The sequence below is a fragment of the Buttiauxella sp. A111 genome (assembly GCF_014189855.1).
In the GTDB taxonomy this organism is placed as follows: Bacteria; Pseudomonadota; Gammaproteobacteria; order Enterobacterales; family Enterobacteriaceae; genus Buttiauxella; species Buttiauxella selenatireducens.
Genome location: NZ_BJFN01000001.1, coordinates 309,481 through 323,136, shown reverse-complemented (window position 1 = coordinate 323,136; position 13,656 = coordinate 309,481). Strand labels below are relative to the sequence as shown.

15 protein-coding genes are annotated in these 13,656 nt (G+C 50.0%); 6 read left to right on the top strand and 9 right to left on the bottom strand.

Annotation, left to right across the window (positions count from 1 at the left end; translation table 11 throughout):
• Positions 1-15: 15 nt before the first annotated feature.
• Complete coding sequence (gene punR / locus BSPA111_RS01475) at positions 16-933, top strand: DNA-binding transcriptional activator PunR (RefSeq protein ID WP_183269451.1); 918 nt, start codon at positions 16-18, stop codon at positions 931-933.
• Between the two features lie 18 nt (positions 934-951).
• Here punR and purR read toward each other — a convergent pair whose 3' ends face one another.
• On the bottom strand, positions 952-1,977 hold the full coding sequence (gene purR, locus BSPA111_RS01470) for an HTH-type transcriptional repressor PurR (RefSeq protein ID WP_183269450.1): 1,026 nt from the start codon (positions 1,975-1,977) through the stop codon (positions 952-954).
• Positions 1,978-2,285: 308 nt separating this feature from the next.
• Here purR and BSPA111_RS01465 point away from each other — a divergent pair, with 308 nt between their 5' ends.
• On the top strand, positions 2,286-2,375 hold the full coding sequence (locus tag BSPA111_RS01465) for a YnhF family membrane protein (protein ID WP_034495793.1): 90 nt from the start codon (positions 2,286-2,288) through the stop codon (positions 2,373-2,375).
• A 79-nt stretch (positions 2,376-2,454) separates the two neighbouring features.
• Here the strand turns inward: BSPA111_RS01465 and sodB are convergent, their stop codons facing one another.
• Both sodB and BSPA111_RS01455 read right to left on the bottom strand, forming a co-directional pair.
• Positions 2,455-3,036 carry a superoxide dismutase [Fe] gene (gene sodB, locus BSPA111_RS01460; protein WP_183269449.1) on the bottom strand — a complete coding sequence of 194 codons (582 nt, stop codon included), beginning with the start codon at positions 3,034-3,036 and terminating at the stop codon, positions 2,455-2,457.
• 164 nt (positions 3,037-3,200) lie between these two features.
• Positions 3,201-4,055 (bottom strand): C40 family peptidase, encoded by an 855-nt coding sequence (locus BSPA111_RS01455; protein WP_183269448.1) that lies wholly within the window; start codon positions 4,053-4,055, stop codon positions 3,201-3,203.
• Between the two features lie 362 nt (positions 4,056-4,417).
• On the opposite strand from BSPA111_RS01455, the gene grxD reads away from it, so the two are divergent.
• The gene (gene grxD / locus BSPA111_RS01450; protein WP_034455369.1) at positions 4,418-4,762 is read left to right on the top strand and encodes a monothiol glutaredoxin 4; all 345 of its coding nucleotides are present in this window, start codon (positions 4,418-4,420) and stop codon (positions 4,760-4,762) included.
• A 60-nt stretch (positions 4,763-4,822) separates the two neighbouring features.
• Here grxD and rnt read toward each other — a convergent pair whose 3' ends face one another.
• The 5 genes from rnt to eptA all read right to left on the bottom strand — a co-directional run bounded on the left by rnt (position 4,823) and on the right by eptA (position 9,646).
• Positions 4,823-5,482, bottom strand: coding sequence for a ribonuclease T (rnt, locus tag BSPA111_RS01445; protein ID WP_183269447.1), 660 nt, complete (start codon positions 5,480-5,482; stop codon positions 4,823-4,825).
• 96 nt (positions 5,483-5,578) lie between these two features.
• On the bottom strand, positions 5,579-5,986 hold the full coding sequence (gene gloA / locus BSPA111_RS01440) for a lactoylglutathione lyase (protein ID WP_183269446.1): 408 nt from the start codon (positions 5,984-5,986) through the stop codon (positions 5,579-5,581).
• Positions 5,987-6,193: 207 nt separating this feature from the next.
• Complete coding sequence (locus BSPA111_RS01435; protein WP_183269445.1) at positions 6,194-7,291, bottom strand: alkene reductase; 1,098 nt, start codon at positions 7,289-7,291, stop codon at positions 6,194-6,196.
• Between the two features lie 55 nt (positions 7,292-7,346).
• Positions 7,347-7,946 (bottom strand): TetR/AcrR family transcriptional regulator, encoded by a 600-nt coding sequence (locus BSPA111_RS01430; protein ID WP_183269444.1) that lies wholly within the window; start codon positions 7,944-7,946, stop codon positions 7,347-7,349.
• A 71-nt stretch (positions 7,947-8,017) separates the two neighbouring features.
• Entirely contained in the window at positions 8,018-9,646 is a 1,629-nt protein-coding gene (eptA, locus tag BSPA111_RS01425) for a phosphoethanolamine transferase EptA (RefSeq protein WP_183269443.1), read from the bottom strand.
• 184 nt (positions 9,647-9,830) lie between these two features.
• Here eptA and BSPA111_RS01420 point away from each other — a divergent pair, with 184 nt between their 5' ends.
• The 3 genes from BSPA111_RS01420 to sodC all read left to right on the top strand — a co-directional run bounded on the left by BSPA111_RS01420 (position 9,831) and on the right by sodC (position 11,628).
• On the top strand, positions 9,831-10,070 hold the full coding sequence (locus tag BSPA111_RS01420; RefSeq protein ID WP_183269442.1) for a DUF1289 domain-containing protein: 240 nt from the start codon (positions 9,831-9,833) through the stop codon (positions 10,068-10,070).
• A gap of 57 nt (positions 10,071-10,127) precedes the next feature.
• Positions 10,128-11,024 carry an aldo/keto reductase family oxidoreductase gene (locus BSPA111_RS01415; RefSeq protein WP_183269441.1) on the top strand — a complete coding sequence of 299 codons (897 nt, stop codon included), beginning with the start codon at positions 10,128-10,130 and terminating at the stop codon, positions 11,022-11,024.
• Between the two features lie 82 nt (positions 11,025-11,106).
• Complete coding sequence (sodC, locus tag BSPA111_RS01410; RefSeq protein ID WP_183269440.1) at positions 11,107-11,628, top strand: superoxide dismutase [Cu-Zn] SodC; 522 nt, start codon at positions 11,107-11,109, stop codon at positions 11,626-11,628.
• A gap of 2 nt (positions 11,629-11,630) precedes the next feature.
• Here the strand turns inward: sodC and BSPA111_RS01405 are convergent, their stop codons facing one another.
• The gene (locus BSPA111_RS01405; RefSeq protein ID WP_183269439.1) at positions 11,631-13,652 is read right to left on the bottom strand and encodes an FUSC family protein; all 2,022 of its coding nucleotides are present in this window, start codon (positions 13,650-13,652) and stop codon (positions 11,631-11,633) included.
• Positions 13,653-13,656: the final 4 nt, after the last annotated feature.

Genomic DNA, 13,656 nt, shown 5'->3' with positions numbered 1-13,656 from the left:
TTTGTGAGCAGAGAAATGTGGTCAGAATACTCGCTGGAAGTGATAGATGCGGTGGCGCGCAATGGTAGCTTCAGCGGTGCGGCACAGGAGTTGCACCGCGTTCCGTCTGCCATTAGCTATACGGTGCGGCAGCTTGAAGATTGGTTAGCCGTTCCGCTATTCGAACGGCGTCATCGTGATGTCGAATTAACCCCTGCCGGCCTCTTTTTCCTTAAGGAGGGGCGCTCTGTTATCAAAAAAATGATGACGACACGGCAGCAGTGCCAACAGATCGCAAACGGATGGCGCGGGCATCTGGCTATAGCAGTTGATAACATCGTTAAACCTGAGCGAACGCGGCAACTGGTCGTGGATTTCTATCGCCATTTTCCGGACATCGAACTGCGCATCTTCCAGGAAGTGTTCAACGGCGTATGGGATGCGCTGGCGGATGGCCGTGTCGAGGTGGCTATTGGTGCAACCCAGGCTATTCCGGTCGGAGGGCGTTATGCCTTTCGCGATATGGGAACGTTGAGCTGGCGTTGTGTGGTGGCTTCCACACATCCCCTGGCACAGCGCGGTGGGACGTTAAGCGATGATGACCTGCGTGACTGGCCGTCGTTGGTACTCGAAGATACATCGCGTTCGTTGCCCAAACGAATTACCTGGCTTTTAGATAACCAACGCCGTGTAGTGGTACCTGATTGGGAGTCCGGTTCGGATTGTTTGAGCGCGGGTTTGTGTATCGGCATGGTGCCGTTGCATATCGCCAGGCCGTGGCTGGATTCCGGGCGATGGAGCGAATTAACCCTGGATAACCCGTTCCCTGACGCAGCATGTTGCCTGACCTGGCGGCAAAACGACGCATCACCCGCATTGGGCTGGTTACTGGATTATCTGGGGGACAGTGAAACGATGAATCAGGAATGGTTACAGGAACCTGAGCCCGAGTAAACCCGGGCTCAACAACACTTAACGACGATAATCGCGGAATGGGCCATCAGCTACCGAGCGGCGTTCGATCAGGCGCGGATGGACTTCAATCGATTGGGACTCTTCGCGTTTATTAACGATTCTATCCAATAGCATGTTAAACGCCGTTTCCCCCAGCGAGTCTTTTGGCTGGTGGATGGTGGTCAACGCCGGTGAGAAGAAGCGCGCGTTACGCACATTGTCGTAACCAATAATGGAAATATCCTGCGGTACGCGCAGCCCCATTTCATCAGCGGCACAAATTGCCCCCATCGCCATGATGTCGCCGCCACAGAATACTGCGGTAGGGCGATGAGACTGGCCGAGGATTTGCTGCATAGCGCGATAACCGGATTCAGGTTCAAAGTCACCCTGAACAATCCAGTTTTCTGGAATAGAAATACCCGCTTCTTCGAGTGCTTTCATAAAGCCAGCATGGCGACCGCCGCCAGTATTGCGTTCCATTTGGCCGGGGATCGCACCAATTTCGCGGTGACCGCGTTCAATTAAATAACGACCCGCCAGGTAGCCACCGTGGAATGCATTATCGACCACGGAGTCGGTGAAATCAGCACGGGACTCGCCCCAGTCCATCACAACCATTGGAATGTGGCGGTACTCTTCGAGCACGGAGAGCAAGGAGTCAGGATATTCAGAGCACATCACCAGCAAGCCATCGACACGCTTTTGCGCCATCATCGATAAGTAAGCGCGCTGTTTTTCAAAGTTATTGTGTGCGTTACCCAAAATCAGGGTATAGCCTTTTTCAAAGCAGCTATTTTCCACCGCTTCAATGATCTCGGCGAAATAAGGTGCTTCACTGGAAGTGGCAAGCAGACCGATCGTTTTGGTGTGATTAACTTTCAGGCTTCGTGCTACAGCACTCGGTGAGTAGTGCAATTCTTTAATTGCAGCCCATACCGCGTTGCGAGTTTCTTCCGCCACAAAACGGGTTTTGTTAATCACATGTGATACGGTTGTAGTGGAAACGTTTGCGCGCTTCGCCACGTCCTTGATTGTCGCCATTAAATTTCACTCCGGGCCATATCTTAACCCCCTGATTACTAATGTGTTAAACGTTTGCGTACGCTGACTCCAAAGGCAACATAATGGTTGCGGGTATGCCGGGATTGCGACATAAAACGGGAGGAGGGCATTGAATTGACGATACGCAATAAATTAGCGAGGGATTTTGGCCTATCCTGGCGAAAAGTGGAAGAGGGAAAATGGATATCGGGTTAAAACCGTGAGGATTTTTATCTCCGATTGTGGGAAACTCATCATGACACATCGATTGTAAGGCTGTTTTGTAAGGTAACAAAAAGGAGTTGCTGATGAGTACCGATCTGAAATTTTCAATCACGACCACAGTTATTGTTCTGGCTTTGATTGTTTGCGGCGCATTAACTGCCGTACTGCACTGATTAAGATGGGCCGCTTATCGCGGCCCATTAACATTCTCCTAAATAGCCCTGCAACTCGAACTATTTAAGGAGCAAACTTCTATGCTGCAAGATTCTTCGCAACAAACGCCCAATTCACCAGCGCCCAGAAATGCTCGAGGTAGTTAGGACGAGCATTGCGGTAGTCGATGTAGTACGCATGTTCCCAGACATCCACCGTCAGCAGTGGTTTAGCGGCAGTAGTCAGTGGCGTACCCGCGTTGGAAGTAGAAACAATCGCTAAAGCGCCATCTTCCTGTTTAACCAACCATGTCCAACCTGCGCCAAAGTTCTTGATAGCGGCATCAGTAAACTGTTGTTTGAATTCAGCGAAGCTACCGAAAGATTTGTTGATAGCGTCCAGAAGTTCGCCAGTAGGTTCCCCGCCTGCATTTGGTGCCAGGCAGTTCCAGTAGAAGGTGTGGTTCCACACCTGAGCGGCGTTGTTAAATACACCACCCTCGGAAGTACGAACGATCTCTTCAAGCGTTTTACCTTCAAACGCCGTGCCCTTAACCAGGTTATTCAGGTTAGTGACATAGGTTTGATGGTGTTTGCCGTAATGGTATTCCAGGGTTTCAACGGAGATATGCGGTGCTAAAGCATCTTTCGCATACGGTAATGCAGGTAGTTCGAACGACATTGCTAACTCCTTATTACCCATCAGTCATCGAGCCGCCGCGATGCGACTCGAATTATTTAGGGTATCTATTGTTAAATAACCACTTTTAATGCGGGTTTAGGGTAACAAATTGAAAGGATAAGCAAAAGAAGAACTCACCTGCCCATTTAGGGCAGGTGAAGGTTTTAACGAATGGTTTTTGAGGTCATGACGCGTTTGGCGCCCACATAGTGGCGTTGCCAATAGTCTTCGCTCAGCGAGGTGATTTGAATGTCACGGCCAGTACGCGGTGACTGGATGAATTTCCCATTACCGACGTAAACACCAACGTGATCCGCAGTGCCACGGCCTTGGGTGCGGAAGAACACAAGGTCACCCGTTTCCAGTTCCCCACGATCAACCGAAGAGGCATCACGCAGGTGATACATTTCGTTTGCAGTACGTGGAATACGGAATTTAACCAAATCTTTGTAAGCGTAATAAACCAGACCGCTGCAATCGAAGCCAGTACGCGGCGACGTGCCGCCCCAGCGATACGGTTTGCCAATCTGGCCCATCAATTTGTTCATCGCCGTTTTCTGTGCTTTCTGCACCCGGACTTTATGCGCTGCTGCAATCGTCGTTGGTTGCTCTGCTTTGACTTTCACACAGCGCGTTTTGTAGCCCTTACGCGGTTTACTGCATTTTTCGGTAAAAGTAACAGGCTGGACTTTCGCGAGCTGGGAGGATTTTTTGCGATCATTTTTTGCAAGATGTTTTGTTTTTGCACTGCTGGTGTTCTTAGCGATTTTACTCTTTGAGGCAGTGGATTCTTTTTTCTTGCTGGTGGTTTTAGAAGAGGTGGTAGTTTTCTTGCTGGCGGTAGTGGTTTTATCTTTACTCTTACTGCTCTTTTCTGTGCTCTTCGTTGTGCTTTTCACAACGTGCGCTTTTTGCGCAGCCACGGGACGAGCGTGCTCAGACGCCTGCGTCAATGGTGTATACGGCAAGGTAAATAGCAGAGCACAGAGCGTGATAGAAATTTTTGTTATCCGCGCCACTCGACAATCCCCTGGTTAAAATGAATGCACGATGAATACCATCATGCCCGTGTATGATTTTGCGAAACCCGCCGATTCTAATCTATAAGGCGTAATAAAGTTAATAACCTTTTTCTATTCGTCTTGCTGTTTCGTTACCGTACGCAAAAAAAATGACCAAACTAATGGTTGTCAGGCTATTTATTGATCGGGCTTATAGTTATTTCCTGATTTGCAGCTGCGGGAAAAGTGTTATTCTTGATGCATGTTGTCCCTCCATCGCACATGAAACAGAGACCCTGCAAAAAATGGTGTTTTCTGGAGAGGGTGTCAATCGCTACAATGGCAGGCTAATGCCAGGACAAGGTTTGAGGAAGCAAGCAATGAGCACTATTGAAAAAATCCAACAACAGATTACAGAGAATCCAATCCTTCTTTATATGAAGGGTTCTCCGAAACTGCCTAGCTGCGGCTTCTCAGCCCAGGCTGTGCAGGCGCTGTCTGCCTGTGGTGAGCGTTTCGCGTATGTTGATATTTTACAGAACCCAGACATCCGTGCTGAGTTGCCAAAATACGCAAACTGGCCGACTTTCCCACAGCTGTGGGTTGATGGCGAACTGGTTGGCGGCTGCGACATCATTATTGAGATGTATCAGCGTGGTGAATTACAGTCATTGATTAAAGAAACCGCTGCTAAATACAAATCCGAAGAACCAGACGCAGAGTAATTTGCCGCTGGAGTTTTGTATCAACGGTAATAAAAAAGCGACCTGTTACGGTCGCTTTTTTTATGCTTTTGATTCGGGTTCTTCAGGCAGCGGGAGCGGCCATCCACCTAACCGTTTCCAGCGATTCACAATCTCGCAGAACAGTTGTGCAGTTTGTTCAGTGTCATAAAGTGCTGAGTGCGCTTGGCTGCTGTCAAATGGCATTCCAGCGGCAATACACGCTTTAGCCAGTACTGTCTGACCTAATGCCAGCCCGCTCAATGCGGCTGTGTCGAAAGTGACGAATGGATGGAACGGGTTACGTTTTAATGAAGCACGTTCTGCCGCCGCCATCATAAAGCTGTGATCGAATGTCGCGTTATGGGCAACCATGATTGCGCGGTTGCATCCGCTGTCTTTAATGCCTTTGCGCACCATTTTAAAAATCGCATGCAGCGCATCATATTCACTAACGGCCCCACGCAACGGGTTATGCGGGTCGATGCCATTAAAGGCCAGCGCTTCAGGCTGAAGAATTGCACCTTCAAAAGGTTCGACATGGAAATGCAGAGTTTCATCAGGCGATAACCAGCCATCTTGATCCATCTTTAAAGTGATGGCGGCGACTTCCAGTAAAGCATCGGTTTTCGCGTTAAACCCAGCGGTTTCAACGTCAATGACTACCGGATAAAAGCCACGGAAACGGTCACACAGGCCATGCAGTTGCGTGTTGTCAGACATCAGGATCTCTTAATACGGGGAAAAAGCAGCGCGCATTATGGCAAATTTTGCGAAGGGATGCAGCAGTGGGCGAGATGAACGCCCACTAACAGAGTATTAGTTACCCAGACCTTTGCCTGCGTCTTTGTTTTCGATCAGCTCAATTTTATAGCCGTCTGGATCTTCAACGAAAGCGATGACGGTGGAACCGCCTTTTACCGGACCGGCTTCGCGGGTGACGTTGCCACCGTTTTTGCGAATACGCTCGCAGGCTTCGGCTGCGTTTTCTACGCTCAGCGCGATGTGACCGTACGCGTTACCTAAATCGTAGCTATCGGTGCCCCAGTTATAGGTCAGTTCGATAACCGCTTCTTCGGTTTCCGGGCCGTAGCCAACGAATGCGAGAGAATATTTGTATTCAGGGTTTTCACTGGTGCGCAGCAGGGTCATGCCCAGTACGTTAGTGTAGAAATTGATGGAGCGTTGCAGGTCGCCGACGCGCAGCATGGTGTGTAGTAAGCGCATAAAATCCTCTTTTCCCCTTCATCCTTCAAGTTGTGGGGGTGTTGGCTGCACTCACTCACCCCAGTCACTTACTCAAGTAAGCTCCCGGGGATTCCTGAGTTTGCCGCCTACCCACAACTCGAATTATTTGGGTAAAAATTAAAGGGTTAATTTCTAAATGTGAGGTAAGTATAGCGGCGATTACTCGCCGCTATCAATGGACTGTTCTTATAATGTCGGGTAATCGGTGTAACCTTCAGCACCACCACCATAGAAGTTTTCTGGGCGTTGGGTGTTGAGTTCTGCATTGTGGTGCAGGCGCTCAACCAGATCGGGGTTCGCGATGTAGTCACGACCGAATGCGACGGCGTCGATTAAACCTTTCTCGATTAACGACTCTGCCTTTTCTGGGGTATAAGCGCCCGCGCCAATGATAACGCCGTTGAAACGCTCACGCACTTTCTGACGGAATTCATCGGTGTACGGCTTGCCACCGGCCCAGTCAGGCTCGGACATGTGCAGATAGGCAATCCCACGCTTGTTTAATTCTTCAATCAGATACAGCGCATCAGCTTCTTCGTCCGGGCCGTTATCGACATTCTGGAACGAACCGATTGGCGAAACACGAATACCTATGCGATCGGCACTCCACTCTTTACTCACAGCATCAACCACTTCCAACACCAGACGCGCGCGGTTTTCACGGTTACCGCCGTATTCATCGGTACGGTGGTTAGACGTCGGAGAGAGGAACTGGTGTAACAGATAGCCATGTGCGGAGTGCAGCTCGACCATATCAAAACCGGCATCACGCGCGTTACCTACCGCCTGACGAAAATCATTCACGATGCCCGGGATTTCACTGAGCTCAAGTGCACGCGGCATTGAGGTATCGACACGGATTGCATGTCCATTTTCATCACGCAATGAGGTGCGCGTACCGGCAGAAATTGCTGATGGCGCAACAGGCGCCTGCTGGCCTGGCTGAATGCTGGAGTGAGAGATACGACCGGTATGCCACAGTTGCACGGCAATGCGACCATCAGCCGCGTGAACGCCAGCCGTGATTTTCTTCCATGCAGCAATTTGTTCATCGCTGTGCAGGCCTGGGGCACCTTCATAGCCTTTAGCTTGTGCTGAGATCTGCGTCGCTTCGCTGATGATAAGGCCGGAGCTTGCGCGTTGGCGATAATACTCACCCATCAACGGGGTAGGGATATCCCCTGGCACAATGCTACGCAGACGCGTTAAGGGCGCCATAAAAATACGGTTTGGAGTGGTAATGGCACCGACTTTCAGTGGGGTAAACAATTTATCTGCTGACATATAAAACGCCTCAAGTAGACCGGTCGTCTAGTTAGAAATTAAATAAAAAAGCCTGTCAGGAGACAGGCTCCGCTAATAATTGGGTAACGTGGGCGAGGGCGCTTTCAAGCGGCACCGCGCTACGTGAAATCTTCGCCTGGAGGCTGGCCCCAAGCCACAGGGAGTAAATCACCTGCGCCTGGCTTAACGCAGAATCGGTTAGTTTCAGACTTTTTTCAGCATCACCTTTTGCCAGCGCATCAGCAAGTTGGGCGACGATTTGTGTGGCACCATTATTGAGCGCTGCACGCATATCTTCCGAAAGGTCACATACTTCAGCCGAAAGTTTGACGGTCAAACAGCTGATAAGGCTTCCGTGTTGGGAAAACCAGTTTGCCATTTCCTGGTACCAGGCCAGGAATCTTTCCCGATAAGTCCCACTGCCTTGCGAAAAATGCTGCTGCAAACGCAAGTTGTAAGCGGTGTAATACCGCTCCAGCATCGCCACGCCAAACGCTTCTTTGGAGCGAAAGTAGTGGTAGAAAGAGCCTTTTGGTACTTCGGCGGTAGCTAATAATTCGCTTAATCCCATACCAGTAAAACCGCGTTGCAGGCAAAGCTGCGTACCGGTAGCAAGAAGATGTTCGCGAGTGTCATGGTCAGGATGTCTGTTCATGGGAATAAATGTAATAGACCGGTCGGTCTAATGCAAGAGACAGGCGGCGAGTATTTTCTGCCGCCTGATTATCAGGCTTGACGACAAGTGGCGATAATATCCATATTTGACTGATATTCAGATGTTTTAATGTCCATCATGCCTAGCAGCGTTGAGAAAATATTATCCTGAGAAACTTTTTCCGCAGCGGCTTTTTTCGTCAGACAGTCAGCATTCACTGCAAAGTTCTGCTGGTAATCTTTCGACAACCAGAACAGGAATGGAATGTGTGTTTGCTGTGAAGGTGCCAGCATGTAAGGCGTGCCATGCAGGTAAATGCCGTTTTCACCTAATGATTCGCCGTGGTCGGAAAGATACACCAGCGCGGTGTTGAACCGATCGCCATGCGCTTTGAGTTCGTCGATTGTGCGGCTGACAATATCATCGGTATACAGAATAGTGTTGTCATAGGTATTGATGAGCGCCTGACGATCGCAATCCTGTATCTGGTTACTGTCGCAAGTTGGCGTGAATTTACGAAATTTGTCAGGGTAGCGGCGATAGTAAGCCGGGCCGTGGCTGCCCATCAGGTGCAGAACAAAAACGGAATCCTGTTGCACACCATCCAGCACATGGCCAAAGCGGTTCAGCAACGCATCATCCCAACATGATTGATCTTTGCACAAGGCGCTTATATTCCACTGCGTCATATCAGTATGCGGGATTCGGTTACAGACCCCCTTACAACCCCCGTCATTTTCACGCCATAACACGTTGATACCCGCATGCGCGAACACATCCATCAGCCCTTCCTGGTGGCGAGCAAGATCAGCATCGTAATGTTTACGCGGCATATTAGAAAACATACAAGGGACAGATACGGCCGTTTCTGTGCCACACGATGAAGCATTAGGGAAATATATAACGTTCTGTTTTTTCAGCTCAGGATTGGTTTCACGGGCGTAACCGTTCAGAGAATAGTTTTCAGCACGTGAAGCTTCGCCGACCACAAACACGACTACGGTCTTCTTTTTCTGTTGGGTAATCAGTGCGCCTTTCCTTGCATCTTCACCAATCTTTATCAATGTCTGGTCACCGGTAAACCAACGCGCTTTGGTGTAGCTGCTAATCGCACTGATGTAGTTGGCGGGAGTCACCATTTTCACGATGTTTTTGTTATTACGGAACAGTGAGGCGTAGTCCTTATAAAATACAGAAGCCACCAAAATAATGATAAGCAGACCGGCCAGAACACTGACGGTACGCGTCAGGAGGGTGTACCACCAACGTGAGGGTTTGATTTTTATGATGGTCATGAACGCTGCAGGCACGATACCGGCAAACCCAAGCCACAACAGCAATTGTGGGGTAACCAATGCCACCGCTTCCTGGGAGTCGGTTTCAAAGACATTGGTCATCATATTTTTGTCGATAACCGCGCCATAGGTGAACATAAAATAGTTACAGGCCGCGCAGCCAATCACCAATATCACCAGCAGGGGTTTACGTAACCACGGCAGGTTAATCAGGCTAAAGATAGTCAACCAGGCGCTAAACAAAACGACGGGTACGGAGATGGCGAAAACCCAGCTGTGGAACGAATCTGGAGCAATGATTTCCCAGGTGCGCTTGATAAATAGAAAATTAATTAACGTGAAGAAGAATGCGCAGTAAAGATTAAACTTTGAGTCGTTACACTGTAACTTTTCTAAGGTTTCCATAACAACCATAAGTGCCCATAAATAATGAGCACAGCCTAATGAAGGAAGATTAGGTGAACCTTAATTTAATTAAAACGGTCATATTTTGGGTTTCGCGACAAGTGTTAAGAATATTCACCGCACCGCTTGCAACATTTTGGATGTCAGGCTTCAATTGAAATAATGCTGCAAAAAGGGGTTTAGGGTGTCTGAACAGTTAGAGTTTTTCCCGATACAAAGCCCATGTCGCGGCATCTGCCAGTCAGATGAGCGTGGATTTTGCCGTGGCTGTATGCGAAGCCGTGATGAACGTTTTCAGTGGCAGCAGATGAGTGATGTGCAAAAGCAAGATGTGCTGCGCTTATGCCGCCAGCGATTAATGCGCAAATTACGAGCAAACAAATCCGCTTCACCTGAAGAGCCGCAACAACCCTCACTATTTTAATTCGTTGATGTCGTTATACTCAGATGCAGAATTCGTTTAATACTGAGGATCGGCCTTATGGTACAGCGCATTACGATTTCCCCGCAGGGACCTGAGTTTTCACGCCTGGTTATGGGTTATTGGCGTTTGATGGAGTGGAATATGTCCGCTCGTCAACTGGCCAGTTTTATTGAAGAACATGTCGATTTAGGTATCACGACTGCCGATCACGCCGATATTTATGGTGGTTATCAGTGTGAGGCCGCGTTTGGCGAAGCGATGCGTCTGGTGCCACATCTGCGCCAGAAAATGGAAATTGTCACCAAGTGTGGGATTGCCACTACTGCCAATCCAGACCATGCACTGGGGCACTACATTACCGACAAATCACACATCATCAGCAGTGCTGAAGCCTCGCTACAAAAACTGGCTACTGATTATCTCGATTTGCTTTTGATTCACCGTCCTGATCCTCTTATGGATGCTGATGAAGTGGCTGATGCGTTCACCTCGCTTCATCAGAGCGGTAAAGTGCGCCACTTTGGTGTGTCGAACTTCACACCGGCACAATTTACGCTGTTGCAATCGCGGTTGCCGTTTACGCTTGCTACCAATCAGGTAGAAATCTCACCGGTGCATCAGCCAACCATTCTTGATGGCACGTTGGATCAATGCCAGCAGCTACGTATTCATCCTATGGCGTGGTCATGTCTTGGGGGCGGCAGTTTGTTTAATGATGAAGCATTCCAGCCGTTACGTGATGAGTTACGCGCAGTGGCAGATGAAATGGGTGCGGAAACGATCGAGCAAGTGGTTTATGCCTGGGTGATGCGCTTGCCTGCAAAACCGCTGCCTATCATTGGCTCCGGTAAAATTGAACGCGTGCGTTCAGCTATCCACTCTCTCAGCCTTGATATGAGCCGCCAACAGTGGTTCCGCATTCGTAAAGCCGCTCTGGGTTACGACGTGCCGTAACGCGCAAAAATAGTTATCTCCCGGAGTAATCGACTGGTATGGCCTATGCTTAACAGGCTGAAAGTCAATCCGGGAGGTAAATATGAAGCGAATAAGTCTGGCTTTTCTAACACTATTTAGCTGTGCGGCAGTTCAGGCTGCGAGCACCGAGGTTCAAATGAATCTCGTCACGCCACAGGGAATTGGTCATTCTCTTGGTACGGTAAAAATCACCGAAACCGATAAAGGGCTGGTTTTCGCGCCCGATCTCCGAACACTTCCTCCTGGTGAGCATGGCTTCCATGTTCATGCCAACGGCAGTTGTGAGCCCGCAATGAAAGCGGGAAAACCTTCGGCCGCTGAAGCCGCAGGAGGACACCTTGATCCCGATAAAACCGGTAAACATATGGGGCCAATGGGCGTTGGACATCTGGGCGATTTACCCGTGCTGGTGGTCGATAATGACGGCATTGCAACCGAACCCGTGACTGCACCACGCCTGAAAACCCTTGATGAAGTCAAAGGCAAGGCGCTGATGGTGCATGTCGACGGCGATAATATGTCCGATCAACCTAAACCGCTTGGCGGTGGCGGCGCGCGATACGCGTGTGGTGTGATCCAGTAAACTCAGCGGCTGCCTGCTGGTTGTTCGGCAGGCGGCGCTTGTGCCAATTGTGAAAGCGAACAATAGAGTCGCCAGATGATACCGGCAAGTTCACGCGCGGCCGGAGTATGGTGGTGCGACAGTGAATCCGACATACGCTGCAATTCCTGCAACGTCCGGGCTAAAGAGTTTTGCTGAACCCCTCGCTCGCTCATTATGTCTCTCAGGGTATGAATACATACATCACGTACCTGAGAAAGCGGGTCGGAGCGTGTTTCCCAACCGCGAAGTTGCCACACCACATGTGAGCAGTTAAGTAGCACCACGCCCCAACGCAGCAGCCATCGACGCGCCATCTCATCTTTACTATTACTTAGCTGGCTAATGTGATGATAAACCAGTGATTCGAACTGGTTTTCAGAATGCAGTGGCTTACGGCTGAGCTGGTCAACGAAACCGCGACGCAATGCGCGAATATGACGACGGCTTTTCCGCGAGTCTGAACCCGGGCGCAGTACAGAAAATGCTACCCAGGAAAGGCCCACGCCGATAACTTTTGCCAGATTGTCGTTCAGGAAGTCGCCGAGGTCATAAACCGGGGGATTCGTTACGGCAACAAACGATCCCATGAACACAATCAATTGCCCCCATAAACCGGCAAGCTTGGGTTGTTGTAGTTTCAGTAATTGCATCGTCGCCAACAACGGCAACAAGAAAATCAGGAATTGCCAGAGATCGGTAATTTGGACCATCAGGCCAAATTTCACCAGGAAGCTGAACATTGAGAGCCACAACAACGTGCGCATCAGGAGTGTGAGTGAATTCAGCGGTGAAGGTACGGACGAATAGAGCACACAACTGATTGCCGCAAGCGTCAATGCGCCACTGCCTGAATCCCATTGGGTGCTGATACACCAGGCTCCGGTTATGGTTATGACGCAAAATGTACGCAGTGCGCTCCATATGGCTTCAGTACTATCGGTATGACGTGCCAGCGGTGCGGTGACAGGTGGAGTGAGTACTGAAACCGGAGTGGCATTTTCCAGTTCACGCATCCAACGGCTGCTATTGAGATACAGCCAGCAGAAATAGCGCAGACGATGCCAGAAAGCCTGGTGGCGATAATCATCTTCTGAAGGGGGAGCAATCTGCGAAAGGAGACGTGCAACGGTGTACTTATGAACATCTTCCCGCGCTAACTCTTTGATCAGCGCGTCCATAACAGGCCATAAATTTTCAGGTGGATTCGGCCAGTTCATCAGCATACGGCGCAGGCTGGAGATAACACTGGTCATGCGTAATTGCTGATGAATGAGATAGTTAAGCAAATTGTTCTGACGGCGGAAACGGTAGTGGCTCCAGAATGCCTGAATGCGTAACAGGTTCATGGTCAGAATTTGCCCAATAACACCTTCATGCGCGGTACGAATCGCATCAGTGGTTTCAGGCTTCCACAGCATCGAGGCGTGTTCGAGCAAGCGCGTATGCATATTGCGCAGTGCGGTGAGCAGCGTGGTGCCATCTGACGTACTGGGCAGCACCATCATCATGAATGCGCCACACAAAATACCGACGATAACTTCGCAAACACGCGCCTGTGTGATATCCCAAAGTTGCGTGGTATCGACGGTATTCACCATGGGGAAAGCGATGATCGCGGCGGTATAGCCCGCCAGCATAAAGGCGTACGCCACGTTGTTCTGATAATGACTGGAGCTCCAGGTACAGAGCGCAAGCCACGACGCCATCGCAAAGGTGAACAACCACGGGTCGTTGAGCGTATTCCCCGCAATGATCAGGGAGGCCATCGCACCTATCAGGCTACCCGCGACTCGCCCAAGGCTTTTGCTGACCACGCCGCCGACCGTTGGAAAACTGACTACGGCCGCTGAGGTCATTGCCCAGTAAGGTTCATCTAAATTGAGGTAGTAGGCGATGGTGAGTGCGAGACACATCGCAATAGCATTACGCAGTGCGTAACGCCATTGGCCTGCATTCGCTTTCGCCCAGGGGGTATTTCGCCATGTCAACGCGGAGAATTTCATCGGC